At 63.0% G+C, this 25,661-nt stretch carries 26 protein-coding genes and 1 pseudogene; 8 read left to right on the top strand and 19 right to left on the bottom strand.

Annotation, left to right across the window (positions count from 1 at the left end):
* Positions 1–42 precede the first annotated feature (42 nt).
* On the top strand, positions 43–603 hold the full coding sequence (locus MJ205_RS06605) for a DUF4124 domain-containing protein (protein ID WP_239811725.1): 561 nt from the start codon (positions 43–45) through the stop codon (positions 601–603).
* 65 nt (positions 604–668) lie between these two features.
* Here MJ205_RS06605 and MJ205_RS06600 read toward each other — a convergent pair whose 3' ends face one another.
* Positions 669–1,049, bottom strand: coding sequence for an RnfH family protein (locus MJ205_RS06600; RefSeq protein WP_446715062.1), 381 nt, complete (start codon positions 1,047–1,049; stop codon positions 669–671).
* Positions 1,042–1,482 carry a type II toxin-antitoxin system RatA family toxin gene (locus MJ205_RS06595; RefSeq protein ID WP_239811724.1) on the bottom strand — a complete coding sequence of 147 codons (441 nt, stop codon included), beginning with the start codon at positions 1,480–1,482 and terminating at the stop codon, positions 1,042–1,044. The genes MJ205_RS06600 and MJ205_RS06595 overlap by 8 nt, the downstream gene beginning before the upstream one ends.
* 137 nt (positions 1,483–1,619) lie before the next feature.
* On the opposite strand from MJ205_RS06595, the gene smpB reads away from it, so the two are divergent.
* From smpB to MJ205_RS06580, 3 genes are all read left to right on the top strand, one after another.
* Positions 1,620–2,093, top strand: coding sequence for an SsrA-binding protein SmpB (gene smpB, locus MJ205_RS06590; protein ID WP_021027262.1), 474 nt, complete (start codon positions 1,620–1,622; stop codon positions 2,091–2,093).
* 86 nt (positions 2,094–2,179) lie between these two features.
* Positions 2,180–2,557 (top strand): DUF4259 domain-containing protein, encoded by a 378-nt coding sequence (locus tag MJ205_RS06585; protein ID WP_239811723.1) that lies wholly within the window; start codon positions 2,180–2,182, stop codon positions 2,555–2,557.
* A gap of 89 nt (positions 2,558–2,646) precedes the next feature.
* Positions 2,647–3,057: a COG4315 family predicted lipoprotein gene (locus MJ205_RS06580; protein WP_239811722.1), complete on the top strand. Its 411-nt coding sequence runs from the start codon at positions 2,647–2,649 to the stop codon at positions 3,055–3,057.
* Between the two features lie 90 nt (positions 3,058–3,147).
* Here MJ205_RS06580 and MJ205_RS06575 read toward each other — a convergent pair whose 3' ends face one another.
* The 7 genes from MJ205_RS06575 to MJ205_RS06545 form a co-directional block, all read right to left on the bottom strand.
* Positions 3,148–5,112, bottom strand: a complete 1,965-nt coding sequence (locus MJ205_RS06575; RefSeq protein WP_239811721.1) for an oleate hydratase — start codon at positions 5,110–5,112, stop codon at positions 3,148–3,150.
* Positions 5,113–5,235: 123 nt separating this feature from the next.
* Positions 5,236–6,330, bottom strand: coding sequence for an enoyl-CoA hydratase/isomerase family protein (locus tag MJ205_RS06570; RefSeq protein WP_239811720.1), 1,095 nt, complete (start codon positions 6,328–6,330; stop codon positions 5,236–5,238).
* Between the two features lie 82 nt (positions 6,331–6,412).
* Positions 6,413–7,444, bottom strand: a complete 1,032-nt coding sequence (locus MJ205_RS06565) for an acyl-CoA dehydrogenase (RefSeq protein ID WP_239811719.1) — start codon at positions 7,442–7,444, stop codon at positions 6,413–6,415.
* 16 nt (positions 7,445–7,460) lie between these two features.
* The gene (locus tag MJ205_RS06560) at positions 7,461–8,618 is read right to left on the bottom strand and encodes an acyl-CoA dehydrogenase family protein (RefSeq protein WP_239811718.1); all 1,158 of its coding nucleotides are present in this window, start codon (positions 8,616–8,618) and stop codon (positions 7,461–7,463) included.
* A gap of 15 nt (positions 8,619–8,633) precedes the next feature.
* Entirely contained in the window at positions 8,634–9,611 is a 978-nt protein-coding gene (locus MJ205_RS06555) for a Bug family tripartite tricarboxylate transporter substrate binding protein (protein WP_239811717.1), read from the bottom strand.
* Positions 9,612–9,677: 66 nt separating this feature from the next.
* Positions 9,678–10,115, bottom strand: a complete 438-nt coding sequence (locus MJ205_RS06550) for a MaoC family dehydratase (RefSeq protein WP_446715078.1) — start codon at positions 10,113–10,115, stop codon at positions 9,678–9,680.
* 62 nt (positions 10,116–10,177) lie between these two features.
* Positions 10,178–11,380 (bottom strand): CaiB/BaiF CoA transferase family protein, encoded by a 1,203-nt coding sequence (locus MJ205_RS06545; protein WP_239811715.1) that lies wholly within the window; start codon positions 11,378–11,380, stop codon positions 10,178–10,180.
* A gap of 106 nt (positions 11,381–11,486) precedes the next feature.
* Here MJ205_RS06545 and MJ205_RS06540 point away from each other — a divergent pair, with 106 nt between their 5' ends.
* On the top strand, positions 11,487–12,383 hold the full coding sequence (locus tag MJ205_RS06540) for a LysR family transcriptional regulator (RefSeq protein ID WP_239811714.1): 897 nt from the start codon (positions 11,487–11,489) through the stop codon (positions 12,381–12,383).
* A 68-nt stretch (positions 12,384–12,451) separates the two neighbouring features.
* Here MJ205_RS06540 and typA read toward each other — a convergent pair whose 3' ends face one another.
* From typA to MJ205_RS06505, 7 genes are all read right to left on the bottom strand, one after another.
* Entirely contained in the window at positions 12,452–14,281 is a 1,830-nt protein-coding gene (gene typA / locus MJ205_RS06535) for a translational GTPase TypA (RefSeq protein ID WP_239811713.1), read from the bottom strand.
* On the bottom strand, positions 14,278–15,270 hold the full coding sequence (gene truB, locus MJ205_RS06530) for a tRNA pseudouridine(55) synthase TruB (RefSeq protein ID WP_239811712.1): 993 nt from the start codon (positions 15,268–15,270) through the stop codon (positions 14,278–14,280). Before truB ends, typA begins: the two co-directional genes overlap by 4 nt.
* 4 nt (positions 15,271–15,274) lie before the next feature.
* Positions 15,275–15,652 (bottom strand): 30S ribosome-binding factor RbfA, encoded by a 378-nt coding sequence (gene rbfA / locus MJ205_RS06525; RefSeq protein WP_021027862.1) that lies wholly within the window; start codon positions 15,650–15,652, stop codon positions 15,275–15,277.
* 6 nt (positions 15,653–15,658) lie between these two features.
* Entirely contained in the window at positions 15,659–18,517 is a 2,859-nt protein-coding gene (infB, locus tag MJ205_RS06520; RefSeq protein ID WP_239811711.1) for a translation initiation factor IF-2, read from the bottom strand.
* A gap of 23 nt (positions 18,518–18,540) precedes the next feature.
* On the bottom strand, positions 18,541–20,025 hold the full coding sequence (gene nusA, locus MJ205_RS06515) for a transcription termination factor NusA (protein ID WP_230776252.1): 1,485 nt from the start codon (positions 20,023–20,025) through the stop codon (positions 18,541–18,543).
* Positions 20,026–20,094: 69 nt separating this feature from the next.
* On the bottom strand, positions 20,095–20,694 hold the full coding sequence (gene rimP, locus MJ205_RS06510) for a ribosome maturation factor RimP (protein ID WP_239811710.1): 600 nt from the start codon (positions 20,692–20,694) through the stop codon (positions 20,095–20,097).
* Positions 20,695–20,889: 195 nt separating this feature from the next.
* Positions 20,890–21,264, bottom strand: a complete 375-nt coding sequence (locus MJ205_RS06505) for a thioredoxin family protein (protein WP_239811709.1) — start codon at positions 21,262–21,264, stop codon at positions 20,890–20,892.
* Positions 21,265–21,451: 187 nt separating this feature from the next.
* Here MJ205_RS06505 and MJ205_RS06500 point away from each other — a divergent pair.
* Both MJ205_RS06500 and MJ205_RS06495 read left to right on the top strand, forming a co-directional pair.
* Positions 21,452–22,413 (top strand): annotated as a pseudogene (locus tag MJ205_RS06500) (DnaJ C-terminal domain-containing protein).
* Positions 22,414–22,415: 2 nt separating this feature from the next.
* On the top strand, positions 22,416–22,736 hold the full coding sequence (locus MJ205_RS06495) for a MerR family transcriptional regulator (protein ID WP_239811708.1): 321 nt from the start codon (positions 22,416–22,418) through the stop codon (positions 22,734–22,736).
* A 128-nt stretch (positions 22,737–22,864) separates the two neighbouring features.
* On the opposite strand, the gene MJ205_RS06490 is transcribed toward MJ205_RS06495, so the two are convergent.
* Positions 22,865–23,035: a hypothetical protein gene (locus MJ205_RS06490; RefSeq protein WP_239811707.1), complete on the bottom strand. Its 171-nt coding sequence runs from the start codon at positions 23,033–23,035 to the stop codon at positions 22,865–22,867.
* A gap of 221 nt (positions 23,036–23,256) precedes the next feature.
* Here MJ205_RS06490 and MJ205_RS06485 point away from each other — a divergent pair, with 221 nt between their 5' ends.
* Complete coding sequence (locus MJ205_RS06485; protein ID WP_239811706.1) at positions 23,257–23,859, top strand: lipocalin family protein; 603 nt, start codon at positions 23,257–23,259, stop codon at positions 23,857–23,859.
* A 232-nt stretch (positions 23,860–24,091) separates the two neighbouring features.
* Here MJ205_RS06485 and MJ205_RS06480 read toward each other — a convergent pair whose 3' ends face one another.
* Together MJ205_RS06480 and MJ205_RS06475 are read right to left on the bottom strand one after the other, a co-directional pair.
* Entirely contained in the window at positions 24,092–24,844 is a 753-nt protein-coding gene (locus tag MJ205_RS06480) for an ABC transporter ATP-binding protein (protein ID WP_239811705.1), read from the bottom strand.
* Positions 24,841–25,626: an ABC transporter ATP-binding protein gene (locus MJ205_RS06475; RefSeq protein WP_239811704.1), complete on the bottom strand. Its 786-nt coding sequence runs from the start codon at positions 25,624–25,626 to the stop codon at positions 24,841–24,843. The genes MJ205_RS06480 and MJ205_RS06475 overlap by 4 nt, the downstream gene beginning before the upstream one ends.
* Positions 25,627–25,661 lie beyond the last annotated feature (35 nt).

The following is a 25,661-nucleotide window of genomic DNA, read 5'->3' as shown; positions in this document are numbered from 1 at the left end:
CTTCGCGCGGCACCGACAATCGGCACGCTACACTCGCCTTCTATGAAACTCATCAAGCTGCTCTTGCTCTCGGTAGCCATTGGCATTGGCGCGCCCGCCATGGCCCAGTGGCAGTGGATCGACAAAGATGGCCGCAAGGTCTTCAGCGACCGACCACCGGGGCTGGAGGTGCCGGAGAAGAACATTGTCAAGCGCCCCAAGGGTTATGGCGCGCTCAAGGGTGTGCAATCCTCGGGCACAGGCCCTGCACTGCGCGATGCCAGCCCTGCCCCGCAAGAGGGCGAGGCCAGCGATGCGGCAGCGGCACCAGCCCCTGCAGCGGCCGCCCCTGCTGCCAAGGCAGCCGCCGGCAAGGACAAGGAGCTGGAGGCGAAAAAAGCCGCAGACGCCAAGGCCAAGGCCGATGCCGAAGCTGCTGAGAGGGCCAAGCAAGCGGCGGCCAGGGCGGACAACTGCAAACGTGCGCAGCAGGCCAAGGCGATGTATGACACCGGCAAGGCCGTCCGTGCACCGAATGAAAAGGGAGAGATGGTGTTCCAGAATGCCGAACAGCGCGCCTCCGAGATCAAGCGCACCGATGAGGCCATCTTCAACAACTGCTGATCACCCGCGCCACCCGCCAAAAAGCCAAGCAGATGCTTGGCTTTTTTCATTCAAGGCGCGCGGCGTCAAGCGCCATAGCCGGCTTTGGACTGCGGCCTGCGCCGGGCAAACAGGCCTGTACCGCGGGCGCCCTGCTTGGCAAAGCGCTCAAGGCGGGCCTTTTTCGGATCGACCTTGAGTGGCTGGTACAGCTCCACCCGGTCGCCATCTGCCAGAAGCTGGCTGCGGGAGCGCAGCCGGCCCCAGATGCCAGCGTCCTGCGTATCGGCAAACACCTGGCCGGTTTGTGCGCTGGCAGCAACCAGGGCCTGGGCCAGGCTGGCACCGGCGGGCAGCCGCAGTTGCACGCTGTGGGGTTCACCATTCTCGGCCCAGACCACTTCGATCTGCATCAGGCCTGCAGCCGCCACAGCGGGCGCTGCTGCCGCCGTGTCTGCATCAGCCATAGATCTTCTCGGCACGCTGGATGAACGCGTCCATCATCGTCGCGGCGATCTTGTCGAAAATGGGGCCGACCACGGCGGCCAGCGCCATGCTGTCAAAGCCGTAGCTCAGGCTCAGCGATACCTTGCAGGCGCGCTGGCTGCCGTCGCCCACCGGCTCAAAGCGCCAATCACCCTGCAGTTGCGAGAACGGCCCTTTGACCAGCGCCATCTGCAGGCGCTTGCCCGGCTCGTAGGTGTTGCGGGTGACAAAGGATTTTTTGATGCCCGCCAACGCAATGCCTACCTCGGCGGTGACGCCATCGGCGTGCTGCTCCAGCACATGCGCGTGGTCACACCAGGGCAGAAAATCTGGGTAGCGTGGCACATCGGCCACGAGATCGAACATCTCCTGTGGGCTGTACCAGATCAGGACGGACTTGTTGACAGTTTTCATGCAGACAGGAGAGCGGGCTGCAGCAGCAAACCGGCTGCCGCCCAAAACATTCATAAAATCATAGACCAGAACAAAAAGCGCTGCATCCAGCAGCCCTAAGGGCTTGGGAAAGCCGTTTTGCCCCTAATATTGCAATTATGTCGAAGACGAACAACACCAACAGCCGCATAGCCGATAACAAGAAGGCTGCATTCAACTATTTCTTTGAGGAACGCTTCGAAGCGGGCATGGTGCTGCACGGCTGGGAAGTCAAGGCACTGCGCGAGGGCAAGGCCCAGCTGACCGATGGCTACGTGCTCGTCAAGAACGGCGAGCTCTTTCTGATGGGCTGCCAGATCAACCCGCTCAAGACTGCCTCGACCCATGTGAGCCCGGATGCCGCGCGCATTAAGAAGCTCTTGATGAAAAAGGATGAGATCAAGCGCCTGATCGGCAAGGTCGAGCAAAAGGGCTACACCTTGGTCCCCATCAACCTGCACTGGAAGAACGGCCTGGCCAAATGCGATATTGCACTGGCCAAGGGCAAGGCAGAGCACGACAAGCGCGACGTGATCAAGGACCGCGAAGGCAAACGCGAGGTCGAGCGCGCGATGAAGGTGCACAACCGCTGACAGGCTACCATTTCCGCGTAACCGTCAGGGGCCACCATCACTAGTGGCCCTGTTTTTTGCTCTCTATCTCTTGTAGCGAGGTCCGCATGGGAACTTGGTCACACGGCAATTTTGACAACGACGCAGCACTGGACTGGCTCGGCGGCACCACCGGCCAGCTGATTGCAGAGATCCAGGAAGCGATGGCATCGCCGGACAGCATGCAGGCCGATGAATGGGATGGCGATATCGTGCCGTGCCGCATCGAGCTGCTGTGCGTGATGGCAGAAAACGGCATGGCGCCGCGCTGGCCTGATCTGCAGGAGCTGCAGCAGTGGAAGCTTATCTATTTGCGCGAATGGGACGGCAGCATCGACGAGCTGGACCCGGATGAGGACTACCGCCAAAACCGCCGCGACACCCTTGCCGCCACCTTTGACCGCATACTGAAACTGGCTGCCGCCAGCGCTGACGCCGGGCGCTGAGGGCTGCGATATAGCGCGCCCGTCTGACACGGCACTACATCAGCGCGCACTATATTGGTCGGCACCATCAACCAACCTGGATGCTGTCTATGTTCTCCAAGCTCGCAGTACTGGCCATTCCGCTGTCGGCCGTCCTTTTGACCGCCTGTGGCTCGATGCACCACAAGGACCACAAGGAAGCCGCCACCAGCACCCCGGTGCGTTCCGCCGATGGCGTGCTCGTCGGCCCCGATGGCCGCACGCTCTACACCTTCACCAAGGACACTGCTGGCAGCGGTGCCTCCACCTGCTACCAGCAGTGCGCCACCAACTGGCCGCCACTGGGCGTGGCCCCAGGCGCCAAGCCGATTGGTGATTTCAGCATCATCACCCGCACCGACAACACCCAGCAGTGGGCCTACAAGGGCTGGCCGCTGTACTACTTCGCCAAGGACAGCCAGGCGGGCGACAAGCGTGGCGACGGCATGGGCGGCGGTGTGTGGAAGCTCGCCACGCCTTGATCGGCCAGCGGCCCTGACCGTCAGCGCATACAACAAGAGGTGGCCCTGCGGCCACCTCTTTGCATGGGGGCATGCCGCCCCGCACGCCAATTATTTGGATTTATCGCGCAGATTGCTGCTGTAGCGCTCCAGCCAGGCGGACAGCTTGCCGAAAGCCTGGCCGCCCTTGCCCAGCAGCTGCGCCAGCTCCGATTCAGCACGCTCGCGCAGGGTCTCGTCGTTGTCGGGCAACGGCGGCAGAATGTGGGCGAAATAGGTCTTGCCCAGCACGCGGTGCAGCAAACGTTCACCGACAAAGGGCTGGTTGCCATTCAGCGCCCGCGCACCCTTGATGATGTTGCGGATGTCGTATTGCGTGGGGCTGATGTCGGGCACCTGCTTGGGCAGGCCCAGCAGGGTGTAGACGCCGATGCGCGCCGTGCGCACCGAGCTCTCCATCGTGAAGATGACATCATTGCTGGTCTCGACAAACTGGCCCAGCAAGGCCAGGTTGGTGCAGCCCTCGGGCACCACACGGGGCCGGTCGCCGGCGGCGCGCGGCATGAACTGCGCGGTGATGTAGGGCATCAATGCCAGGCGTACCTTGGTATTGGCCGCCACCGCATCGATCTGGTCGGCAATGCCCAGGTGGTAGCACAGCTCGGCCAGAATCTCGCGGCCCGTGCATTCAGGCATGGTCTTGGGCACATGGTTGCCCTTCTTGTCCATCAGCAGTGCGTAGACCCACAGCACCAGCACGTCGCCGGGCTGGTCGGGGAAATGCGGCTGGCGGTTGCAGGTAAAGCTCATCACCCAGTTCGAATCGGTGAAGGTGATGACGCCGCCGGTCACCGTCTTGCCCGAGTAGGGATCGTTGACCGACAGTTCCTTGAGCTTGTCGATCAGTGGCGAGGGTTTGCAGGTCAACGTGGCCGACTCCCACATCGAGCCCTTCACATCGCCATAGAACTTTTCGGGCCGGCCAAACACCGGCGACTTGGCTGCCAGGCGCTTCCACAAGGTCCAGTCGCTGTCATCGCCCGGCTCCTCATTGCCTCGCGCCAGCACCGGCACCGTATCCAGATCACCATATGCCGTGCCCTCGGTCATCGAGCCGGTCAGCGCAAACACGACATCGTGGGGACCGACGTCAATCTGTACCTCCTGGCCCGCCGACCGGCAGCGGATCGCGGTGACCGTGCGGCTGCCCGCTTCTTCGCGCATGTCCAGGTCATAGGCGCGGGTGTTGAACTGCACCTTCACGCCCTTGTCCTTGAGCATGCGCGTCAGCGGTACGACGAAGCTGTCGTACTGGTTGTACTTGGGGAACACCAGCGCCGACATGTCGGTCAGCCCATCGATGGCATCGAGAAAGCGGTGCATGTAGAGCTTCATCTCCAGCAGGCTTTGCCAGTTCTCGAAGGCGAACATCGAACGCCACAGGTACCAGAAATTGGTCTCCAGAAAGCTCTTGCTGAAATAGGATTCGATGCTGATGTCGTCCAGCTCCTCCTTGCGCTTGAGCAGCAGCTTGACGATCTCCCACTGGTGCGCCTTGGTCAGGCCCAGGGTGGAGAAATCGCGGATCTTGCCTTGCTGGTGCATCAGCCGGGCCTTGGACCAGTTGGGGTCGTTGTCGTTAACGTAGCGGTACTCGTCGAGCACGCTGTAGCCCTCGGGCAGCTCCAGCGCCGGCACGTCCTGGAAAAGGTCCCAGAAGTTGTCGTAGTTCCAGTTCATCTCGCGGCCACCGCGCACGATATAGCCCTGCTCGGCATTGCCCGCACCATCGAGCGAGCCACCCGCCACATCCAGGGTATCCAGAATGGTGATGTCTTCGCCAGCCATGCCGCCGTCACGGATCAGGTAGAAAGCTGCGGCCAGGCCGGCGATGCCGCTGCCGATGATCCAGGCCTTGCGCCCCGCAACCGGCGCCCCCAGCACCGGCCGGTTGCGCATATAGGCGCCCGTCATATCGGGTGGCGGCAGGCTGTCTTGGGGGCCCTTGCGCCAAAAGCCTTCACCAATGTTCGCCTCAACGCGCAGCGAGGAGGTCCGGGAGTCTGCATGCTTCATGCTGTTGCCTTTCATGGATAGCTTGACGATCAGACGTCAAGGTATAGCACACCGGCTCCCACCCGCTATTGATGAGCGGCAAGCGCCTACGCATCCACTTAGCCGCTTGCGCTGTCCTGTCGCTCAGTTCAGCGCCAGCAGCGGGTGCGCCTCCACAGGCCAGGGGCTGGCAAACATCTGCGCCACTTCCTGCAGGTTCACGTCTTCGATGCGGGCGGGGCTCCACTGGGGGGCGTGGTCCTTGTCCACCGCCAGTGCGCGGATGCCTTCGAGCGTCTCGCTCTTGCGGTCGGGCCGCAGGTAGAAGCAGTGGCGCACCATGTCGCGCTCCATGCGCAGGTCGTCAGCCAGGCGCATGCCGCGAGCGCGGCGGATCTGCTCGAGCACGACAAACAGCATCAGCGGTGAGCGCTTGCGCAAGGTCTCGGCGGTGGCGCGGGCAAAGTCGCTGTTGCCGGCCTCCAGTGCGGCGACGATGGCCGGCACATCGGCCAGGCCAAAGTACTGGTTGATCTCTGCATCGGGGTTGGCTGCACGCTCTGGCGCAGGTGCCAGGCCGGCTTTGACAAAGGCCTGCACCGCGTCGCCGTTGGCAAAGCTGCCGCTGGCCAGCCCGTCCCACAGCGCCTGCTGCTGCGCGCTGGGCAGGTAGCCATCGGCCAGCCGGTAGGCCAGTGCATCGGCCGCGCCAATCATCTGGCCGGTCAGGCCCAGGTACTCGCCCACATGGCCGGGGCAGCGGGACAGGAAGTAGCCGCCGCCCACATCGGGGAACAGGCCAATGGCCGTCTCGGGCATCGCCATCTTCGTGCGCTCGGTGACGATGCGCAGGCTGCCACCCTGGCTGATGCCCATGCCGCCACCCATCACGATGCCATCCATGAAGGCGATATAGGGCTTGCCGAAATGGTGGATCAGGTGATTGAGCGCATACTCCTCGGTGAAGAAATCCTCCAGCTCGGGGTTGCCTGCCATGCCGGCGGCATGCAGAAAGCGGATATCGCCACCAGCGCAGAAGGCGCCAAACGCGCCCTCCTTGTTGCTGCCCCGGATGGCGACGGCCAGCACCTTGTCGTCCTGCTGCCAGCGCAGCAGCACATCACGCAGCTCGCGCACCATCGCCAGCGACAGCGCATTCAGCGCCTTGGGCCGGTTGAGCGTGATAAAGCCCAGCTGGCCACGCACTTCGCTTTGCACATCTTCGGTGTAGACCGACATAAGACTTGACTCCTTGTTCTTCTGAAAACAACCCCCACCATAGCCGAAAAACGGCGCTGACTGCGGTCAATCAGGTGCCAAATCAGGCTACGGGCGCACTGCTGTCCGTGATCTGGCGGATCACATCGAGCGCCATGCCATCGGCCGCCAACAGCGCTTGGCCCGCCTGCAGCTGCCAATAGCTTTCGCTGCCGGCCGTCTGGCGCCACAGGTGCAGGCGGCGGGTGGAGAGCTGCAGGTCAAACTCGGTGGTAAAACCGATGGCGCCGTGGACCGAGTGTGCGAGCGAGGCCACCTCGACAGCCGCCTCGCTGCTGCGCGCCTTGCCCACCGCCACCTTGAGCGGGTCCGCCACCACGCCATCGGCCTCGCAGGCGATCTGTGCGGCCATGCGCGCGGCGCTCACATGCTCGGCCATCACCGCCAGCTCATGCTGGATCGCCTGGAACTTGCCAATCGGGCGGCCGAACTGCTGGCGTTCGTTGGCAAAGTTCAGGCTGCTCTCCAACACCGCCAGCAGGCTGCCCGCCAGCAAGGCCGAGACCAGCCCCGCCTGCGCGACCAGCAAGGAGGCGAAGGCCGGCACGCGCGTTGCAGACGCCAGTGCTGCTTCGGGCCAGAGCAGATCCGCATCCAGCACAAAAATGCTGGCACTGGCCTGCGCCGCAGCCACCGGCAGCAGCAGCAGATCGGCGCCCTGCTGGCCCAGCACCCATTGCGCCACGCGGGCGCCGCGCACACCGGTGGCCCGCACGCCACCCGCCGCCACTGCCAGTTGCGGCGCCAATGCAATGGCGCCATGCGGCAATGGCACACCGGCGGTTGCCAGCCAGGCCCGCGCCAGCATGGTGTCTGCCAGCGGCAGCGGCATCGCATGCTGGCCCAGCACATCCCATACGCCAAAGGCATCGCGCAAGGCCAGGCCTGCGCCGCCAGCGGCCTCGGGCAGCAGCAGGTCGGCAAAGCCGGTATCTTCAATCTGCTGCCACAGGGCCGCAGCAGCCGGTGAGGCGCCAGAGCTTGCTGCCGCTTCGCTCTCTATTGCGCGTACTACAGCAGGCGTGCATTGGCCGGTCAGCAGATCGCGCAGGGCCTCGGTAATCAAATGGTCCATGTTTTTCTCCTTGCGCTCAACGCAGGCCCAGGCCGCGCGCGATCATGCCGCGCAAAATGCTGCGGGTGCCGCCGCGCAGCGTGTAGCAGGGCGAGACGAGTGTGAGGTAGTTCAGGGTCAGCAGCAGTTCATGCGGCACGGCCTCGCCATCCAGCGCCATCAGGTCATCGGCAATCGCGGCCGGAATGTACTGCTCCAGCACGGTGCCCTGGTCCTTGACCAGCGCGGCCTCGACGATGGGGCTCTGGCCCTGCACCAGCTTCTCTTGCACCGCTACCGACAGCGCGCGCAGCGGTGCCAGGCGTGTCAGGATCTGGCCGGCCAGCTTCAGCGATTCGGCGCGTGGCGCCGCCTGACTGCGCAAAAAGGCCAGCCACTGGTCCAACAGCACCACCGACGAGAACAGGCGCTCCGGGCCGCTGCGCTCATAGGCGAGCTCGGCGGTGACCTGCTCCCAGCCCTGCCCTTCGGCGCCCACCAGTGCATCGGGAGCGAGCTGCACGTTGTCAAAGAAGACCTCGCAGAAATGGCTATCACCTGACATGTCCTCAATGGGCCGCACGGTGACGCCCGGCAGGCTCAGGTCCACGATCAGCTGCGACAGACCTTTGTGGCGGTCAGCCGCCTCGCCCGAGGTGCGCACCAGCGCAATCATGTACTGGCAGTGCTGGGCGTTCGTCGTCCAGATCTTCTGCCCGTTCAATAGCCAGCCGCCCTCATGGGGCACGGCGCGGGTGCGCACGCTGGCCAGGTCGGAGCCGGCATTGGGCTCGCTCATGCCGATGCAGAAAAAACTCTCGCCCCGTGCCACCGGCGGTACATAGCGCTGCTTTTGCGCCTCGGTGCCGTATTTCAGGATCAAGGGCGCGCTCTGGCGCTCGGCAATCCAGTGCGAACCGACCGGGGCGCCGAAATTCAGCAGCTCCTCGACCACCACATAGCGCGCAAAAGCGCCCTGCTCATGGCCGCCATAGGCCTTGGGAAAGGTCATGCCCAGCCAGCCCTTCTCGCCCAACTTGCGGCTGAAGGCCGGGTCGTAGCCGCTCCAGGATTTGGCGCGGATATGGGCCGGAATGTCCTTGACCGCCTCCTGCAAAAAGGCACGCACTTCGGCGCGCAGCGCCTCACCCTCGGGCGGGATGCGCGTCAGCGCCAGTCCGTTGAGAATCGTCATCGTCTTCGCTTTCGTTCAGTCCAGGGATACGCCCGTGCTCTTGACCACGCCGGCCCAGCGCTTGATCTCGCTCTGGATGTAGTCGCCATAGGCCTGCGGGGTAGAGCCCAGCGGCTCGGTGCCCTGCACGCGCAGCTTCTCCAGCACGCCCGGGTCCTTCAATGCCTTCAGCAGTTCGGCGTTCAGGCGCTGCACCACCGCATCGGGCGTCTTGGCAGGCACCATCACACCCTGCCAGGCACCGGCCTCAAAGCCGGTCATGCCGCTTTCGGCCAACGTGGGGGCGTTGGGGAAATTGGGAATGCGCTGGGCCGTGCTCACCGCCAGCAGCCTGAGCTTGCCGTCCTTGATGAAGGGCGCCACCGAATTGATGGTGTCGGTCATGAACTCGATCTGGCCCGCGACCAGGTCCACATCGGCCGGCGCACTGCCCTTGTAGGGCACATGGCTGGCATCGATGCCATAGTGCTGCACCACCTGAAAGGCGGCCAGGTGGGTGACATTGCCATTGCCGGCCGAGCCGTAGGAGAGCTTGCCTTTGTTGTCCTGCGCGTGCTTCACCAACTCCTGCACCGTGTGGGCGGGCACCTTGGGGTTGACCACCAGGCCCAGCGGCACCACGGCCGTCAACGCGACCGGGCGCAGGTCCTTGGTCACGTCGTAGCTGAGCTTTTTGTACAGCGAGGGGCTGAGCGCAATCGACGAGGTGTTGTAGAGCACCGTATAGCCATCGGCCGCCGCCTTGGCCACTAGCGCGTTACCGATATTGCCGTTGGCGCCAGGCCGGTTGTCGACGATCACCGTCTGCCCCAGCTGCTGGCCCACCTGCTGTGCCAGCACCCGCGCCACCATGTCGGTAGGCCCGCCCGGCGGAAACGGCACGACAAGGGTGATCGGCTTGCTGGGCCATGGATCCTGCGCCTGCGCAGCCCCGCCAACAGCCACCAGCGCCAACGCAAGCAGGGCCGAACGGCGTACAAAACCATATTGCATCTTTGTCTCCTGTATTGGTTCTCTCATCTGACCCAGGCCATGGTGGCCACCCACCGGAAGGCCGCGCTAGCGCCCGGCCAGCAGGCGCACGGCGGTGTAGACCATCACCTGCTCCTGGCGCTGGTTATAGACCTCGATGCGCGAGGTCACCACCGCCCGGCCGCCTTTGCTGGTGGGCTGGATACCGGTTACCTCCACCAGCGCCTCGATCGTGTCGCCGACCAACACCGGGCCCAGAATCTTCTGGTGCAGCTCCAGCATGGCCAGGCCCGTGCCCTGGATCATGCTTTGCAGGATGAAGCCTTCGATCAAGGTGTAGGTGAGCGCACCGGGTACCGGCCGGCCCCGGATCGCGCCGCCGTCGTAGCCGTCCTCGATAAAGATGGCTTCAAGCATGCCGGTGGTGTTGATGAAGTTGACCAGGTCGGTCTCCGTCACCGTGCGGCGAAAGGTGCGCAGCTGCTGGCCGACCTGCAGGTCCTGCCAGACAAAGCCCTGGCCCATGCGTGCGGTGCCGGCCAGCGTGGCGGCGCGGTTCTCGGTGGAAGAAATCCAGTTAGGGGCGGTCATGGCGTTTTTTCTTTCAGCGGTTCATCAGCCACGGGGGGCTGCAAGGCGGCAATGCGGGCATCGCCCCACCCGGCCTCGCGCAGCAGCTGCTGCGTGTGCTCACCCAGGCGCGGTGGCATGCCGATGGGCGCCTGCGCCCCATCGATGCGCACCGAGGAGCGCGGAAAACGCACCGTGCCCATGGCGGGATCGTGCTTTTCGACAAAAAAGCCGGTGGCCTGCAGGTGCGGGTCGCGCGGCAGGTCGTCCATGCGCGCGACGGGGGCGGCGGGGATCTCCAGCGCCTCGCAGGTCTGCAGCCAGTAGGCGGTGTCCTTTTGCGCGACATAGCTGCTCATAATTTCCAGCAAGGTCGCGATATGGCGCGTGCGCTGGGCCTGGGTGGCAAAGCGCTCGTCCTGCGCCAGCTCTGGCTGGCCCACGGCGGCGAAGAAGCGGCGCCAGTGGCCATCGGTGTAGGGCATCATGCAGACATGGCCATCCAGGGTTTTATAGGGCTTGCGCCAGGGCGCCATCACGCGCGGGTAGCCGGCGCCGCTGAGTGCCGGCTCAAAATGCATGCCGTAGAAATGCTCGACCAGGTTGAAGCCCACCATGGTCTCGTACATCGGCACCTCGACAAAGCTGCCCTCTCCGGTGCGTTCACGCTGGAACAGGGCCGCCATCACCGCATGCGCTGCCACCAGGCCACAGGTCTTGTCAGCGGCAATGGTCGGCAGGTAGCGGGCCTCGCCAGTCTGGCGCTCCATCAAGTCGGCCAGGCCACTCATGCCCTGGATCACATCGTCATAGGCGGGCAGGCCGGCATAGGGGCCATCTTCACCAAAGCCATGCAGGCCCACGTAGACCAGGCGCGGGTACTGGCTGCGCAGCCGCACCGGGTCCAGCCCCAGCTTGGCCAGTTTTTGCGGGCGCATGCTGTGCATGAAGACATCGGTGGTCTTGAGCAGCGCATGCAGCGCCTCCTGGGCCTCGGGCGCCTTCAGGTCCAGCACCACGCTTTTCTTGCTGCGGTTGGAGCCCATGAACAGCGCCGACATGCCGGCCTCGGCAGCCGGCCCGGTGTAGCGCGTGGAGTCGCCGCCGGGCGGCTCGATCTTGATCACCTCGGCGCCGTAATCGGCCAGCACCTGGCTGGCCAGCGGCCCGAAAATCACGCTGGATAGGTCCAGCACCCGCAGGCCTGTCAATGCACTCAAGGCTTGTCTCCGTCTTTGTGGTGATAGCGATGAATGGCATTATTTGATATGTTTCACAACTGTGTCTATGTCGCAATTGACAGGTACTGATACACAGGAGATATCAATGGACTTGCGCCAACTGCGCCACTTTGTCACCCTGGCGCACACCCTGAACTACCGCCAGGCGGCCGAGCAGCTGCATATGTCGCAGCCGCCGCTGTCGCAGTCGATCCGCAAGCTCGAAGACGACCTGGGCGTGCAGCTGTTCGAGCGTGACCGGCGCGGCACCGTGCTGTCGGGCGCGGGCCGGGCTGCGCTGGAGAGCGCCAAGCTCGCGCTCTACCATGCGCGCCAGGTGCAGGCGGTATCACAGGCCACTGCCAGCGGCGAGCTGGGGCGCCTGCACATCGGCTTTATCGGCTCGGCCACGTTCTCGCTGATTCCCAAACTGGTGCAGGCCTTCCGGGCCGCCTACCCTGCGATCGACCTGGTGCTGACGGAATCGACCACGCGTGAGATTTGCGCCCAGGTCGCCAGCGGCGATTTCGATGCCGGCTTGCTGCGCTACCCGGTGACACAGGCCACCGAGCTGTCCATCACCCCGGTCGAGCCCGACCGCCTGATTGCCGCGCTGCCCGCTGGCAACCCGCTGCAGATCAAGGACCGTCTGCAACTGATCGACCTGGCCGACCAACCCTTTGTGAACTACCGCCCCAGCGAGGTGCCAGGCCTGCATGCGCTGGTGGTGCTGGCCTGCCAGAACGCCGGCTTCATGCCGCAGATCAAGCAGCATGCCGTGCAGGCACAGACCTTGGTGAGCCTGGTGGGCGCGGGCCTGGGCGTGGCCTTGGTGCCTGCCGTCGTCGCCAAGGCCGCCACGCCAGGCGTCGTCTTCCGCGAACTGACCGACACCCAGCACCTGCCCCAGATCGGCATTGCGCTGGCGTTGAACCAGCGCCAGCCGGTGGCCACGGCGCAGCGTTTGAAGGAACTGCTGCTCAAGCTCCAGCCTACGGGCTGACGCCTCCAATACGCAAAAAAGGCCGCAGATGCGGCCTTTGCTGGTGTGGGATCACGTCGCAACGCAGGTTATGCGTTTTCGCGCGATGCGCGCTTGCGGTCGTGTTCCTTCAGGTGGCGCTTGCGCACGCGCAGGCTGGTGGGGGTGATTTCCAGCAGTTCGTCTTCTTCGATGAACTCGACACCGTATTCCAGCGACAGCTCGATAGGAGGCGTGATCTTGATCGCGTCTTCCTTGCCGCTCACGCGGAAGTTGGTCAGCTGCTTGGTACGGGTGGCGTTCACGACCAGGTCGTTGTCACGGCTGTGGATACCAACGATCATGCCTTCGTACACGGGGTCGTTGGGCTTGACGAACATGCGGCCACGGTCGTCCAGCTTGCCCAGCGCGTAGGTGAAGATTTCACCGTCGTCCATCGAGATCAGCACGCCATTCTTGCGGCCGCCGATTTCGCCCTTGTGCGGCTCGTAGCTGTCGAAGATGTTGGCGATCAGGCCGGAACCACGGGTCAGGTTCAGGAATTCGTTGGTGAAACCGATCAGGCCACGGGCCGGAATGCGGTATTCCAGACGGACGCGGCCGCGGCCATCGGGTTCCATGTTCACCAGCTCGCCCTTGCGCTCGCCCAGCGCTTGCATCACGCCGCCTTGGTGGCCTTCTTCGATGTCGGCCGTCACCAGCTCGATAGGCTCGTGCTTGACGCCGTCGATCATCTGCATCACGACGCGTGGCTTGGACACGGCCAGCTCATAGCCTTCGCGGCGCATTTCTTCCAGCAGAATGGTCAGGTGCAGTTCACCACGGCCAGCCACTTCAAAGATACCGTCTTCGTCGGTTTCCTTGACGCGCAGGGCCACGTTGGAGCGCAGTTCCTTTTGCAGGCGGTCCCAGATCTGGCGGCTGGTCACGTACTTGCCTTCACGACCTGCCAGTGGCGAGGTGTTCACGCAGAAGTTCATCGTCAGCGTAGGCTCGTCAATCTTCAGCATCGGCAGAGGCTGTGGATTGGCCGGGTCGGTAACGGTTTCACCGATACCGATGTTTTCGATACCGCTGATCAGCACGATCTCGGAAGGACCAGCTTCGGTTGCCTGCACGCGGTCAATACCTTGGAAGGTGTGGACCTGGTTGATCTTGCCGGTGTAGCTCTTGCCGTCCAGGCCGGCCATCACGGCCACTTGCTGACCGGGCTTGAGCGTGCCCTGGGTGATACGGCCCACGCCAATACGGCCCACGAAGGTGGAGTAGTCCAGTGCGGAGACTTGCATCTGCAGCGGTGCAGTCGCATCGCCTTGCACCGATGGCACGTGTTCCAGAATGGTTTCGAACAGGGCCGACATGTCGGGACCCCATTGCGCGCCTGGCTCGCCTTCTTCCTTCGACGACCAGCCGTTGATGCCCGAGGCGTATACCACGGGGAAGTCCAGCTGTTCATCGGTCGCGCCCAGCTTGTCGAACAGGTCGAACGCAGCGTTGACGACCTTGTCGGGGTTGGCACCGGGCTTGTCGACCTTGTTCACCACGACGATGGGCTTGAGGCCCAGGGCCAGTGCCTTCTTGGTCACGAAACGCGTTTGGGGCATGGGGCCTTCTTGCGCGTCGATCAGCAGCACCACACCGTCCACCATGGACAGCGCGCGTTCCACTTCACCACCGAAGTCCGCGTGACCGGGGGTATCGAGAATGTTGATGTGGGTGCCGTTCCAGGACACGGCGCAGTTCTTGGCCAGAATGGTAATGCCGCGCTCACGCTCGATGGCGTGGTTGTCCATCACGGTGTCCACGACTTTTTCGTGTTCGGCGAAGGTACCAGACTGGCGCAGCAGCTGGTCCACCATGGTCGTCTTGCCATGGTCAACGTGGGCGATGATCGCAATATTGCGGATTTGTTTGCTCATGATGTTTCCAAAATGCCGCTGGCTTGTGGGCGCGGCGTTCCTTCCAAAATTTGTTGAATCTCGACGGGGCTCAGGAGGCGGTCGGGAATGAGCTCGCGCGCCCGGATGTGTGCCACACCCAAAAGCGCAGGAGGCTCTTCTCCATAAACGGCCACTGCATCGGCATCGGCCCATTCACCCCGCCGGCGCAAGCCGGACAAAAATCTGCCTGCATTATCACCATCGAGCGTGACACGGGTGTGCGCTGCAAGCAACGTGTCGACGGGCAACACGGTCTGCAGGCGCTCGGCGTCGGGCGTCGCTTCCAGGGTTTGCAGGCTGATGCAGCGGGACAGGTCGATCCCGCCGGTCTCTATGCGGCGCAGGCTGCGCAGATGCGCGCCATAGCCAAGCGCCTGGCCAATATCCTCGGCCAGCGTACGCACATAGGTGCCCTTGCTGCAGCGCACCGTCATCTTGAGCGCGACATACGCCTGCTCTTCTTCAACGCGGGAGAGCGTCAGATGCAAGATGGTCACGGCGCGCGGCTCACGCTCGAGCGTGATGCCGGCACGGGCATATTCGTAGAGGGCCTTGCCATCGCGCTTGAGCGCGCTGTACATCGGCGGCACCTGGCTGATGGGTCCGGTGAACCGGGCCGCCACAGCAGCCAGGTTTTCGGAGCTCAGCGCCTGTGTGTCCACCTTCCAGGTCTGCAGCACCTCTCCCTCGGCATCGCCGGTGGTGGTGGTGGCGCCCAGGTGCACCAGGGCCTCATAGGTCTTGGGGGCATCGAGCTGCAATTGGCTGAACTTGGTGGCCGCGCCAAAACACAGCGGCAGCACACCGGTGGCCAAAGGGTCGAGCGTGCCGGTATGGCCCGCTTTTTCGGCGCGCAGCAGCCACTTCACTTTTTGCAAAGCGTCGTTGCTGGACAGGCCAATGGGTTTATCAAGCAGAAACACCCCGTGCACAGGGCGCCGCTGCACCCGTGTGCGAGAGGCATTCATCGGGTCAGCCTTCCTCGGGACCGCGCGATGCCACTGCCTTGGCGATCAAGGCATTCATGTCGGCTGCACGCTCGGTGGTGCGGTCGTAGATGAAATGCAAGGTCGGCACGGTGTGGATGTGCAGGCGCTTGAACAGGCCATTGCGCAAAAAGCCAGCAGCCTGGTTCAATGCGTCCTGGGTCTGGTCAGGGTCACCGATCAGCAAGCTGAAATAGACCTTGGCGTGGGCATAGTCCGGCGTCACCTCAACGGCTTGCAGGGTCACCATGCCCACACGTGGGTCCTTCAACTCACGGGCGATCAGCTCCGACAGATCGCGCTGGATCTGGTCGGAGACTTTGAAGCTGCGGTTGGGCGCAGCAGTTTTCTTGCGAGTTGCCATCGGAAATTACAGCGTACGAGCGATTTCCTTGATCTCAAAGACTTCCAACATATCACCTTCTTTGATGTCGTTGTAGTTCTTGAGCTTGATACCGCATTCGAAGCCTTCCTTGACTTCCTTGACGTCGTCCTTCATACGGCGCAGCGAGTCGATCTCACCCGTGTAGATGACCACGTTGTCGCGCAGCAGACGGAAGTGTGCATTGCGGGTAACGTGACCCTGGGTGATGTACGAACCTGCCACGGTACCGATCTTCGAAGCCACGAACACGGTGCGGATCTCGGCCATACCGATGATCTCTTCGCGTTGCTCGGGAGCTAGCATGCCGGACATGGCCGCCTTCAACTCATCGACAGCGTCGTAAATGATGTTGTAGTAGCGGATATCGACATCGTTGCTCTCGGCGGTCTTGCGCGCCTGCGCATCGGCACGCACGTTGAAACCAATCACGATCGCCTTGGAGGCCAGCGCCAGATTCACATCCGACTCGCTGATACCACCCACGCCGGTGTAGACCATCTGCACCTTGACTTCGTCGGTCGACAGCTTGAGCAACGAGGCAGCCAATGCTTCCTGCGAACCCTGGGTGTCGGCCTTGATGATGATCGGCAGCGATTGCACGTTGCCTGCACCCATTTCGGCGAACATGTTCTCCAGCTTGGCAGCTTGCTGCTTGGCCAGCTTGGTGTTGCGGAACTTGCCTGCACGGTAGGTGGCGATTTCACGGGCGCGGCGCTCATCGGGCAGCACCATGAAGTCATCACCGGCTTGCGGCACATCCGACAGACCCTGGATTTCGACGGGCAGCGATGGGCCCGCTTCCTTGGCGACCTTGCCGTCTTCGTCGACCATGGCGCGCACGCGGCCATAGGTTTGACCTGCCAGCACGATATCGCCGACCTTCAGGGTACCGGACTGCACCAGCACCGTGGCCACCGGGCCGCGGCCCTTGTCCAGCTGGGCTTCGATCACCAGACCCTTGGCATTGGCTTCCACCGGTGCCTTGAGTTCCAGCACTTCGGCCTGCAGCAGCACTTGTTCGAGCAGCTCGTCAATGCCTTGGCCGGTCTTGGACGACACGGCCACGAAGGGCGAGTCACCACCGTACTCTTCAGGCACCACTTGCTCGACCACCAGCTCCTGCTTGACGCGTTCGGGGTTGGCATCGGGCTTGTCCGCCTTGGTGATGGCCACCACGATAGGAACACCAGCCGCCTTGGCGTGCTTGATGGCTTCCTTGGTCTGGGGCATCACGCCGTCGTCGGCAGCGGCCACCAGAATCACGATGTCGGTCGATTGTGCACCACGGGCACGCATGGCCGTGAAGGCCTCGTGACCGGGGGTGTCCAGGAAGGTGATCATGCCGCGTGGCGTTTCCACGTGGTAGGCACCAATGTGCTGCGTAATGCCGCCGGCTTCGCCCGCAGCCACCTTGCTGCGGCGGATGTAGTCCAGCAGCGAGGTCTTGCCGTGGTCGACGTGACCCATCACGGTCACCACCGGAGCGCGTGGCAGCGCTTCGGATTCGGCCTGGGATTCCTCTTCGGCGGTGAACGCTTCCGGATCATCCAGCGCAGCAATGTGCGCCTTGTGGCCCATTTCTTCCACGACGATCATCGCGGTGTCCTGGTCCAGCGGCTGGTTGATGGTGACCATCTGGCCCATCTTCATCAGCGACTTGATCACCTCGGAGGCCTTGATGGCCATCTTGTGGGCCAGCTCGGACACGGTAATGGTCTCGGGCACATAGACGTCGAGCACGCGCGCTTCCACCGGCGCAGCCGATTGCGCGCCACGGTTGTCGTTGCGATCGTTGCCACGGCGGCCACGGGGGCCGGAGCGCCAGTTGTTGCCACGGCCAGCCACGCCACCCGAGGAATCTCCACGGGTCTTGAGCTCTTTCTTCTTGCCATTGCTGTCGTTCTGGTTGCTCCAGCTCGACGACAGCTTGGCCGACTTGACTTCCTTGTTGCCAGGCGCTGCGCCAGCGGCAGGCTTGGCAGCGCCAGTCCCGGTGGTGGCAGGCTTGTGCAAGGTGCCCTTCTTGGCATCAGCGGCCTTGACATCCTTCTTCTCTTCCGAAGGCTTCTTGGCCACCAGCACCTTCTTGGGCGCATTCATCATCGCGCGAATGGCTTCCGCTTCGGCCAGGGCCTTGCGGCGGCGCTCGTCCAGATCGACAGCGCGCGCGGTTTCCTCCGCCTCGCGGGCCTTGGATTCGTCTTCAGCCTTTTTCTTGGCTTCAGCCTGCGCTTCGTTGCGGGCAGCCAGCTCCTGGGCATGGCGGCGGGCCGCTTCTTCCTGCTCGGCAGCTTCCTGGGCCTTGCGCTCCTGCGTCTTGGCCACATAGGCAGCGGCGCGCTCCTCGGCCTCGCGCTCCTTGCGCTCGCGGTCTTCGCGTTCGGTGCGATCGGCACGCTGCTGCACCAGGTCCGCTTCCTGCTTGCTGATCAGCTCAGCTTCGCGGCGGGCTTCCTCTTCGCGCTTGACCAGCTCAGCCTTGTGTTCGGCTTCCTTTTGCTTGGCTTCGGCGTGCTTGAGCGCTTCTTCGGTATCGGGCTCGGCAACCTCGTCACGTTTGACGAAGGTACGCTTCTTGCGCACTTCCACCTGGATGGTGCGTGCCCTGCCGGTGGCGTCGGCTTGTTTGATCTCGCTGGTAGATTTCTTGGTCAATGTGATCTTCTTGCGGTCGGCAGCGCCGTGGGCGGCCTGCAGATGGGACAACAGCGCTTGTTTGTCCGATTCGGTCAGTGCATCGGATGCATTTTGCTTGGACACACCCGCAGCTTGCAGTTGTTCCAGCAATGTATCCGGTGATTTCTTGAGTTCAACAGCGAACTCGGCGACAGTATTACTCGACATATCTTGTTCCGTGCCTCCTGACCTTATTCCTGTCCATCAAACCAATGTTCGCGGGCCTTCATGATCAAGGCTTTTGCGTCATCGGCAGACTGTCCGGTCAGCTCGGTCAATTCATCAATGGCCAAATCGGCCAGGTCGTCACGCGTGTGGATTCCACCAGCTTCCAGCTGGGCTACCAACTCAGGCGTCATCCCTTCCAGATCACGCAACTCTTGGGAAACACGGGCAACACTCTCTTCGTGGACAATTTCCATCGTCAGCAGCGCATCCTTGGCACGGGTGCGCAGCTCATTGACGGTCTCTTCATCGAAGCTCTCGATTTCCAGCATTTCCTGCAGTGGCACATAGGCCACTTCTTCCAGGCTGGAGAAACCTTCTTCGATCAGGATGTCAGCGATTTCCTCATCCACATCCAGCTTTTCCATGAACAGCTTGCGGGAAGTGCTGGTTTCCTCTTCCTGCTTCTGGGCCGACTCGGCCGCGTCCATGATGTTGATCTTCCACCCCGTCAGATCGGAGGCAAGACGCACATTCTGACCGCCACGGCCGATGGCGATCGCGAGGTTTTCCTCGTCCACCACCACATCCATGGCGTGCTTTTCTTCGTCCACGACGATCGAGGACACATTGGCCGGAGCCAGTGCACCGATGACGAACTGGGCGGGATCCTCGGACCACAGCACGATGTCCACGCGCTCGCCGGCGAGCTCATTGGTCACCACGTTCACGCGGCTGCCGCGTACACCCACGCAGGTGCCGATCGGGTCAATGCGCTTGTCGTGGCTCAGCACGGCAATCTTGGCGCGGCTGCCCGGGTCACGGGCGCAGCTCTTGATCTCCAGCAGGCCTTGCTCGATTTCGGGCACTTCGTTGCGGAACAGCTCGACCATGAACTCGGGCGCAGAGCGCGACAGCAGGATCGGCGCGCCGCGCAGGGTCAGGTCCACGTCCATGATCATGGCGCGGACACGGTCACCATTGCGCAGATTTTCCTTCGGAATCATTTCACCGCGCTTCAGGCGGCCTTCGACGCGGCCGGACTCGACGATGATGTCGCCTTTGTCCATGCGTTTGACGGTGCCGTTGAAGATCTTGTCGCCGCGCGCCATGAAGTCGTTGAGCAGCATTTCGCGCTCGGCATCACGGATCTTTTGCAAAATGACCTGCTTGGCCGCCATCGCACCGATACGGCCGATAGGCACGGATTCGATCTGCTCTTCGATGTAATCGCCGACCTGCACATCTTCCTTGCGGTCGACCGCGTCCATCAGCATTTCTTCGGCGTCTGGGTTTTGCAGGCCCGCATCATCGGGCACCACCAGCCAGCGGCGGAAAGTGTCGTAATCGCCGGTATCGAGATCGATAGCCACACGCACATCCACTTCGCCGGGATACAGCTTTTTCGTGGCCTGGGCCAGGGCAGATTCCACGGCGCCAAACACCACATCGCGCTCTACGTTCTTTTCGCGCGCGATGGCATCCACCAGCATCAACAATTCGCGATTCATGCGACGACTCTCCTATTTCAATCTTTAACCAGAAGGCAGCATCAGCAGCGCCACCATGTGCGGGGCCAATCAGGCCTGGGTATCGTCGGCGGCCTCTGCCGCCGCCCTGCCCTTGAAGCTCACGATGGGGGCCAGACGCGCTTCACGCAATTCATCGAGCGTAAAGCCCAGGCTTTGCAGCGGTGCGGGCGGGCGCTTCTTGCTCACGCGGGCACCAGGCTTGACGGGTGGCGCATCGCTCCAGACGATCTGCCAGCCACCGGCCTCGGTACGCTCGAGCGTGCCGCGAAACTTCTTGCGATTGGCGCTGATGGTCGTGCCTTCGGCAGCGGCACCGATGGACTCCTTCAGCGTCAGGTCCACCACCGCGCCGGTGAAGCGGATGAAATCCTGCTCATGGCGCAATGGGCGGTCGATACCGGGCGAGGACACTTCGAGGCGCTTGTACTCCACGCCATCGACTTCCAGCGCAAACTGCAGCTGGCGGGTGACTTTCTCGCAATCCTCCACCGTGACAAACTGTTCTGGCACGCCTTCCGGACGGACGTCATCCGCACTCCAAGGCAGGTCGATGGTGATGCGCAAAAGGCCGCTGGCAGAGCGTTCGATCTCCACCAAGTCGTAGCCCAGGCCGCTCACCGTTTGTAGGGTGGTTTCTTGCAAGCTCACGTGTGCTATTTATCCCGCAAATACAAAAAACCCGAGAACCACGGAATGTTACACATTCCGCAGCATCGAGCTGAAAAACATGCGACCAAAAAAAATGGGCGGTTGGCACCGCCCAGTTGGTCGTGTAGACATCAATTATAGGGGCAAACCAGTATCGATGCAATGAGGCAGGGTGGCTTTTAGGCGCAGTGGCGATCAAGCCTGCGCGCTGCGGGCCTGCACAATGGCCAGCGTTCGGTGCAGCAGCGCGTGGGCCTCATCGCCGCCGGGCAATGCGGGCGCATCGCCCTGCGAAAAGCGCTCAAGCATGCGCTGCAGCACACCGGCCTGGGGCAGGACCGGGCCCAGAAACAGCGCGTCGGAGCCCCGGCCCAGCAGGACGGTGGGAAACGTCGTGATGTCCAACTCGCCCAAGGCCTCTTCCTCGTCCTCCACGTCGAGCCAGACAAAGTCCATGCCGGGCCAGGCCTTGGCCAGCGCATCGAACACCGGCTGGTACTGGCTGCAGGTACCACACCACTGCGCGCATAAACACACCACCAGCCAGCGCGCATTCGCAGCGTCGGTCATACCAAGCCCATCCCGCAAACAAAGGCGTATTTTTACCACCATTGCGGTATCCGACGGGCCCAACGTCTTTGTGAATACGCGCTTCTCTGACTTGCATCAGCGTCAAAAGCAACTAAGTTCTAGAAAGTGATTGACCAATGGGCAGTTGCAGGTACAACGGCAAACTGCCACATCTTCGGGAGCAGGCATGGATTCCAAAAACTACTACGAGGTTCTGGGCGTGGATAAAAGGCCAGCGCAGACGAGATCAAAAAGGCATTTCGCAAGCTGGCGCGCAAATACCACCCGGACCTGAGCAAGGAAAAAGACGCCCAGCAGCGCATGGCCGCAGTCAACGAGGCCAATGCCGTGCTGTCGGATGCGGAAAAGCGCGCTGAGTACGACGCGATGCTCGACGCTCCGCGCGGTTTTGCGTCCGGCGCGGGCAACCCCTTCCGGGGTGCCGAGGGCTTTGACAGCGGTGATTTCCAGTTTCGCCGCCAAAGCATGGGCGGGGATGCGGATTACAGCGATTTCTTTCGCCAGATGTTTGGCGACGCTGCACGGGGGCAACGCGGCGGCCCTGCGGGCGGGCCGCGTGCCACCATGCGGGGCGAAGACCAGCACGCCAGCATCGAGCTGGACCTGACGGACAGCTACCGCGGCAGCGAGCGCATGCTGACCCTGCACGGCCAGGAGATCACCGGCGAGGGCGAGGTGCGCAGCCAGGAACGCCAGCTGCAGGTCAAGATCCCCGCCGGCGTGCGCGAAGGGCAGATGATTCGTCTGGCCGGTCAGGGCGGACCCGGGTACCAGGGTGGCCCGGCGGGCGATCTGCTGCTGGAAGTGCACTTTCGCGCTGACAAGCGCTGGCGCGCCGAAGGCAAGGATGTCTATATGCCGATGGCCGTCAGCCCCTGGGAAGCGGCACTGGGCGGTAGCGCCGAGGTGCACACCCCCGCAGGCACGCTGGAGGTGCGCATTCCGGCGGGCTGGTCGGCCGGGCGCAAGCTGCGCATCAAGGGCAAGGGCCTGCCCGCTGCCACACCTGGCGACCTGTACCTGGAGCTGCAGCTGCACATCCCGCCAGCAACCACCGAGGAGGAACGCGCCGCCTATACCGCCTTTGCCCAGGCCTTTCCCCAGTTCCAGCCTCGCCAAGGAGCGTAACCATGCCCCACACCACCACCGTACACACCACCACTGTGCAGATCATCGACGACGACAGCCTGGATGCCGCCAGCCTGGCGCAGGCCTGCCAACGCAATCTGGACTGGGTGCAGGCCCGTGTCGTCGATGGCGTGCTGACGCCCAGCACGGGCACGCGCAACCCCGATGCGGTCACCAGCTGGCGCTTTGCCGCTACCTGCATCGTTCGCGCGCGCCGCGTTGCGATGCTGGAGCACACCTATGACGCCGACCCGCAATTGGCCGCATTGACTGTCGACCTGATGGAAGAGGTGCTGGAGCTGCGCCGCCGCCTGCAGCGCTGAAGTCCCTTTGCACAGACGCAAAAAAGCCCGCCAAAGCGGGCTCTTTCTTACCGAAAAGGCACCATCCGCATGCCGCGCCTGATCGTGGCAAGCGCGGCATGCGGACGGGGCAAAACCGGTATGCGGTATCAACCGCCCTTGTGCGTACGCTTGCCTGGGTTCTTCTTGGAACGGGTAGCGGTGCCACGGGCACGGCTGACCTGTTGGCCACGGCCAGCGGTAGGCAGGCTCTTGCCGTTAGGCAGGGCCGGTTGGGGGGTGAACTTGCGGTCAGCTTCCGTAACGATTTTGTTGCCCATCCTGGGACCTCGCGATAAACAAAACCGACATTAGGCCACAGATGCCAGGCGAGCAGATAAAAATACCTGCTAATTCCGATGGCTGGGTGCGAAATTAGGCATGCACGCCGCAAGCGGAGCCCGCAAATCAGGCGCTTTGCTTACATTTGGCCCGCTCTACCAGCTTGTAAATTACTGCTATCTGGTTAGGATTCATAAAACAAAACAAGGAATATTTGCTTATGCACGAGCTCGATCATCAACAACGACCGCAGCAGCGCTCCCTCTGGCTCCCCGTAGCAGCGGGTGTTGCAGCGTTGGCCGTTTACTGGTGGACCAGCAAGCGCTCCCGCAAAGTCGTGCCGGTCGACCTGATTGAGCCGGTGGCCGACTTTGATGTTGAGCGCTTTGTCGGCGACTGGTATGAGATCGCCCGCATCGAACGCGGTCTGGGCAAGCCGCTGACACGTTCACGCGTCGAATACGAACTGCTGAGCGACGGCAGCCTGGGCATCACCACCCGGGGCTTTCATGCAGGCACCCACCGCTGGGTGGAAGGCCATGGCATTGCCCGCTTTGTCGGCGCGCCCCACTTTGGCGCGATGAAAGCCTCGTTCATGGGACCCTTCCACGAGGGCTACCATGTGGTCGCGATCGATCCCGAATACCGCTGGGCCATGCTGATGGGCGACACCACCGACTCCTTCAAGCTGCTCTCGCGCAAGCCCGTGCTCGACGGCAAGACCACCGACATGCTGGTGCACCAGGCCGCACTGATGGGCGTGGAGACCTCACGCATCCATTGGGTGATGCAGGACGGCGTCAATCCCACGGGCCACTGGTAAGCGCCGCCAACACAAGCCTTGACACGTCGTTGCCTCGCCGGCCGCGCCAAGCCTGTTCGTACTGCTGTACTGCCAGCGGCTTGACGCGTTGTCGGGGGCGCCCAACTTCAATCGCAAACCTTCGGTTTGCTCGGTCGTGTTAACGGCTCCAGGCCGCAGCCCCCTTCAATCGCTGCAGCGGCACCCAAGCCTGCACGTGCCGCGTGCAGGCTTTGCTTTGCCGGATGGCGTTTCAGACGCCGATCCGCTTGGCGCCAGCACGCTCCTCATCGATCAGCGCCTGCATGCTGCCGGCAAACTGGATCGTCCCTTTCTCCAGCACATAGGCCCGGTCGCTCACCAGACGTGCAAAGTGCAGGTTTTGCTCACACAGCAGAATGCTCACGCCGCGCTGCTTGAGCTGCAGGATCATCTGTGCCATCTGCTCGACGATGACAGGCGCCACGCCCTCGGAGGGCTCGTCGAGCAGCACCATGTAGGGATTGCCCATGAGCGTGCGGGCAACGGTGAGCATCTGCTGCTCGCCGCCACTCATCTGCCCTCCTGGACGCTGCGGCATGGCTGCCAGATTGGGAAAGAACGCCAGCAACTCGTCGACCGTCCACGCACTGGCCTGGCTGCCATCGGCCCAGCGGCGGGCGGGCTGGCGGCCCACCTCCAGGTTTTCCAGCACCGTCAGACCGCTGAAGATGCGGCGCTCTTCGGGCACATAGCCTAGCCCGAGGCGCGCTATACGCCAAGAGTCGGCCTGCGCAATGTTCTGGCCCATGAACTGTACGCTGCCCTTGCGCCGCTCTACCAGGCCCATGATGGCCTTGAGCGTGGTGGACTTGCCCGCACCATTGCGGCCCATCAGGGCCACGACCTCGCCACGCCGCACCTCCAGGCCCACATCAAACAAAATGTGGGCCTCGCCGTACCAGGCGTTGAGCTGGCTCACCTGCAGCAGCAGTTCAGCTGTTGCATCGGGGGTCTGCGTGTTCATAAGGCGGACTCCTGGCGCATGCCGTCACTGTCGTAAGTGCTGCCCTTGCCCAGGTACACCGCTTGCACCTCGGGGTTGCGCCGCACCTCCTCCGGTTGGCCCTCGGCAATCAGCCGGCCCCGCGCCAGCACAATGATGCGGTCGGCATAGGCAAAGACGACATCCATGCTGTGCTCGGTAAACAGCACGGCCATGTCGCGCTCGCGGGCCAGTTGCCGGGTCAGCGCCATCAGTTGCAGGCGTTCGGCCTGCGCCATGCCGGCCGTGGGCTCGTCCATCAGCAGCAGCACCGGCTTGTGGGCCATCGCCAGCGCCAGTTCCACCCGTTTCACATCGCCATAGGCCAGCGCATTGCAGGCGCGGTCGGCCTGGTCCTGCATGCCCACCAGCGCCAGCAACGCCAGTGCTTCGTCACGCTGAAAGCCGGCAGCCTTCTGCCACAGGCCAAAAGTGCGGCCCGCAGCAGACAGCAAAGCCATCTGCACATTCTCGGCCACCGTCAGTGAGGCGAAGGTCTCGGCAATCTGGAAGGTGCGCCCTACTCCGAGGCGCCAGATCTCACGGGGCCGCTTGCCCCCCAGGGCGGTGCCGTTAAGCAGCATGCTGCCGGCATCGGGCACCAGCTGCCCGCCCAGCATGTTGAAGGTGGTCGTCTTGCCCGCGCCATTGGGGCCTATCAGCGCCAGCACCTCGCCGCGGCGCAGCGTAAAGCCCACGTCCGCCACGGCCTGCACGCCGCCAAAGCGCTTGCCCAAACCGGTCACTTGCAGTAGTTCTGTCATGGATGTCCAAGTGCTCGCGCAGGCGCCTCTGGGCG

The sequence above is a fragment of the Comamonas sp. B21-038 genome, assembly GCF_022387135.1.
Taxonomy (GTDB): Bacteria; Pseudomonadota; Gammaproteobacteria; order Burkholderiales; family Burkholderiaceae_C; genus Comamonas; species Comamonas sediminis.
The sequence above is the reverse complement of the archived record's forward strand: the minus strand, read 5'-3'. Positions and strand labels throughout refer to the sequence as shown.

What these genes read in the sequence shown, in the direction of transcription:
- MJ205_RS06605 (WP_239811725.1), top strand. Translation starts at nt 43, where the DNA reads ATGAAACTCATCAAGCTGCTCTTGCTCTCGGTAGCCATTGGCATTGGC.
- MJ205_RS06600 (WP_446715062.1), bottom strand. Translation starts at nt 1,049, where the DNA reads ATGGCTGATGCAGACACGGCGGCAGCAGCGCCCGCTGTGGCGGCTGCA.
- MJ205_RS06595 (WP_239811724.1), bottom strand. Translation starts at nt 1,482, where the DNA reads ATGAAAACTGTCAACAAGTCCGTCCTGATCTGGTACAGCCCACAGGAG.
- smpB (WP_021027262.1), top strand. Translation starts at nt 1,620, where the DNA reads ATGTCGAAGACGAACAACACCAACAGCCGCATAGCCGATAACAAGAAG.
- MJ205_RS06585 (WP_239811723.1), top strand. Translation starts at nt 2,180, where the DNA reads ATGGGAACTTGGTCACACGGCAATTTTGACAACGACGCAGCACTGGAC.
- MJ205_RS06580 (WP_239811722.1), top strand. Translation starts at nt 2,647, where the DNA reads ATGTTCTCCAAGCTCGCAGTACTGGCCATTCCGCTGTCGGCCGTCCTT.
- MJ205_RS06575 (WP_239811721.1), bottom strand. Translation starts at nt 5,112, where the DNA reads ATGAAGCATGCAGACTCCCGGACCTCCTCGCTGCGCGTTGAGGCGAAC.
- MJ205_RS06570 (WP_239811720.1), bottom strand. Translation starts at nt 6,330, where the DNA reads ATGTCGGTCTACACCGAAGATGTGCAAAGCGAAGTGCGTGGCCAGCTG.
- MJ205_RS06565 (WP_239811719.1), bottom strand. Translation starts at nt 7,444, where the DNA reads ATGGACCATTTGATTACCGAGGCCCTGCGCGATCTGCTGACCGGCCAA.
- MJ205_RS06560 (WP_239811718.1), bottom strand. Translation starts at nt 8,618, where the DNA reads ATGACGATTCTCAACGGACTGGCGCTGACGCGCATCCCGCCCGAGGGT.
- MJ205_RS06555 (WP_239811717.1), bottom strand. Translation starts at nt 9,611, where the DNA reads ATGCAATATGGTTTTGTACGCCGTTCGGCCCTGCTTGCGTTGGCGCTG.
- MJ205_RS06550 (WP_446715078.1), bottom strand. Translation starts at nt 10,115, where the DNA reads ATGGGCCAGGGCTTTGTCTGGCAGGACCTGCAGGTCGGCCAGCAGCTG.
- MJ205_RS06540 (WP_239811714.1), top strand. Translation starts at nt 11,487, where the DNA reads ATGGACTTGCGCCAACTGCGCCACTTTGTCACCCTGGCGCACACCCTG.
- typA (WP_239811713.1), bottom strand. Translation starts at nt 14,281, where the DNA reads ATGAGCAAACAAATCCGCAATATTGCGATCATCGCCCACGTTGACCAT.
- truB (WP_239811712.1), bottom strand. Translation starts at nt 15,270, where the DNA reads ATGAATGCCTCTCGCACACGGGTGCAGCGGCGCCCTGTGCACGGGGTG.
- rbfA (WP_021027862.1), bottom strand. Translation starts at nt 15,652, where the DNA reads ATGGCAACTCGCAAGAAAACTGCTGCGCCCAACCGCAGCTTCAAAGTC.
- infB (WP_239811711.1), bottom strand. Translation starts at nt 18,517, where the DNA reads ATGTCGAGTAATACTGTCGCCGAGTTCGCTGTTGAACTCAAGAAATCA.
- nusA (WP_230776252.1), bottom strand. Translation starts at nt 20,025, where the DNA reads ATGAATCGCGAATTGTTGATGCTGGTGGATGCCATCGCGCGCGAAAAG.
- MJ205_RS06505 (WP_239811709.1), bottom strand. Translation starts at nt 21,264, where the DNA reads ATGACCGACGCTGCGAATGCGCGCTGGCTGGTGGTGTGTTTATGCGCG.
- MJ205_RS06495 (WP_239811708.1), top strand. Translation starts at nt 22,416, where the DNA reads ATGCCCCACACCACCACCGTACACACCACCACTGTGCAGATCATCGAC.
- MJ205_RS06490 (WP_239811707.1), bottom strand. Translation starts at nt 23,035, where the DNA reads ATGGGCAACAAAATCGTTACGGAAGCTGACCGCAAGTTCACCCCCCAA.
- MJ205_RS06485 (WP_239811706.1), top strand. Translation starts at nt 23,257, where the DNA reads ATGCACGAGCTCGATCATCAACAACGACCGCAGCAGCGCTCCCTCTGG.
- MJ205_RS06480 (WP_239811705.1), bottom strand. Translation starts at nt 24,844, where the DNA reads ATGAACACGCAGACCCCCGATGCAACAGCTGAACTGCTGCTGCAGGTG.
- MJ205_RS06475 (WP_239811704.1), bottom strand. Translation starts at nt 25,626, where the DNA reads ATGACAGAACTACTGCAAGTGACCGGTTTGGGCAAGCGCTTTGGCGGC.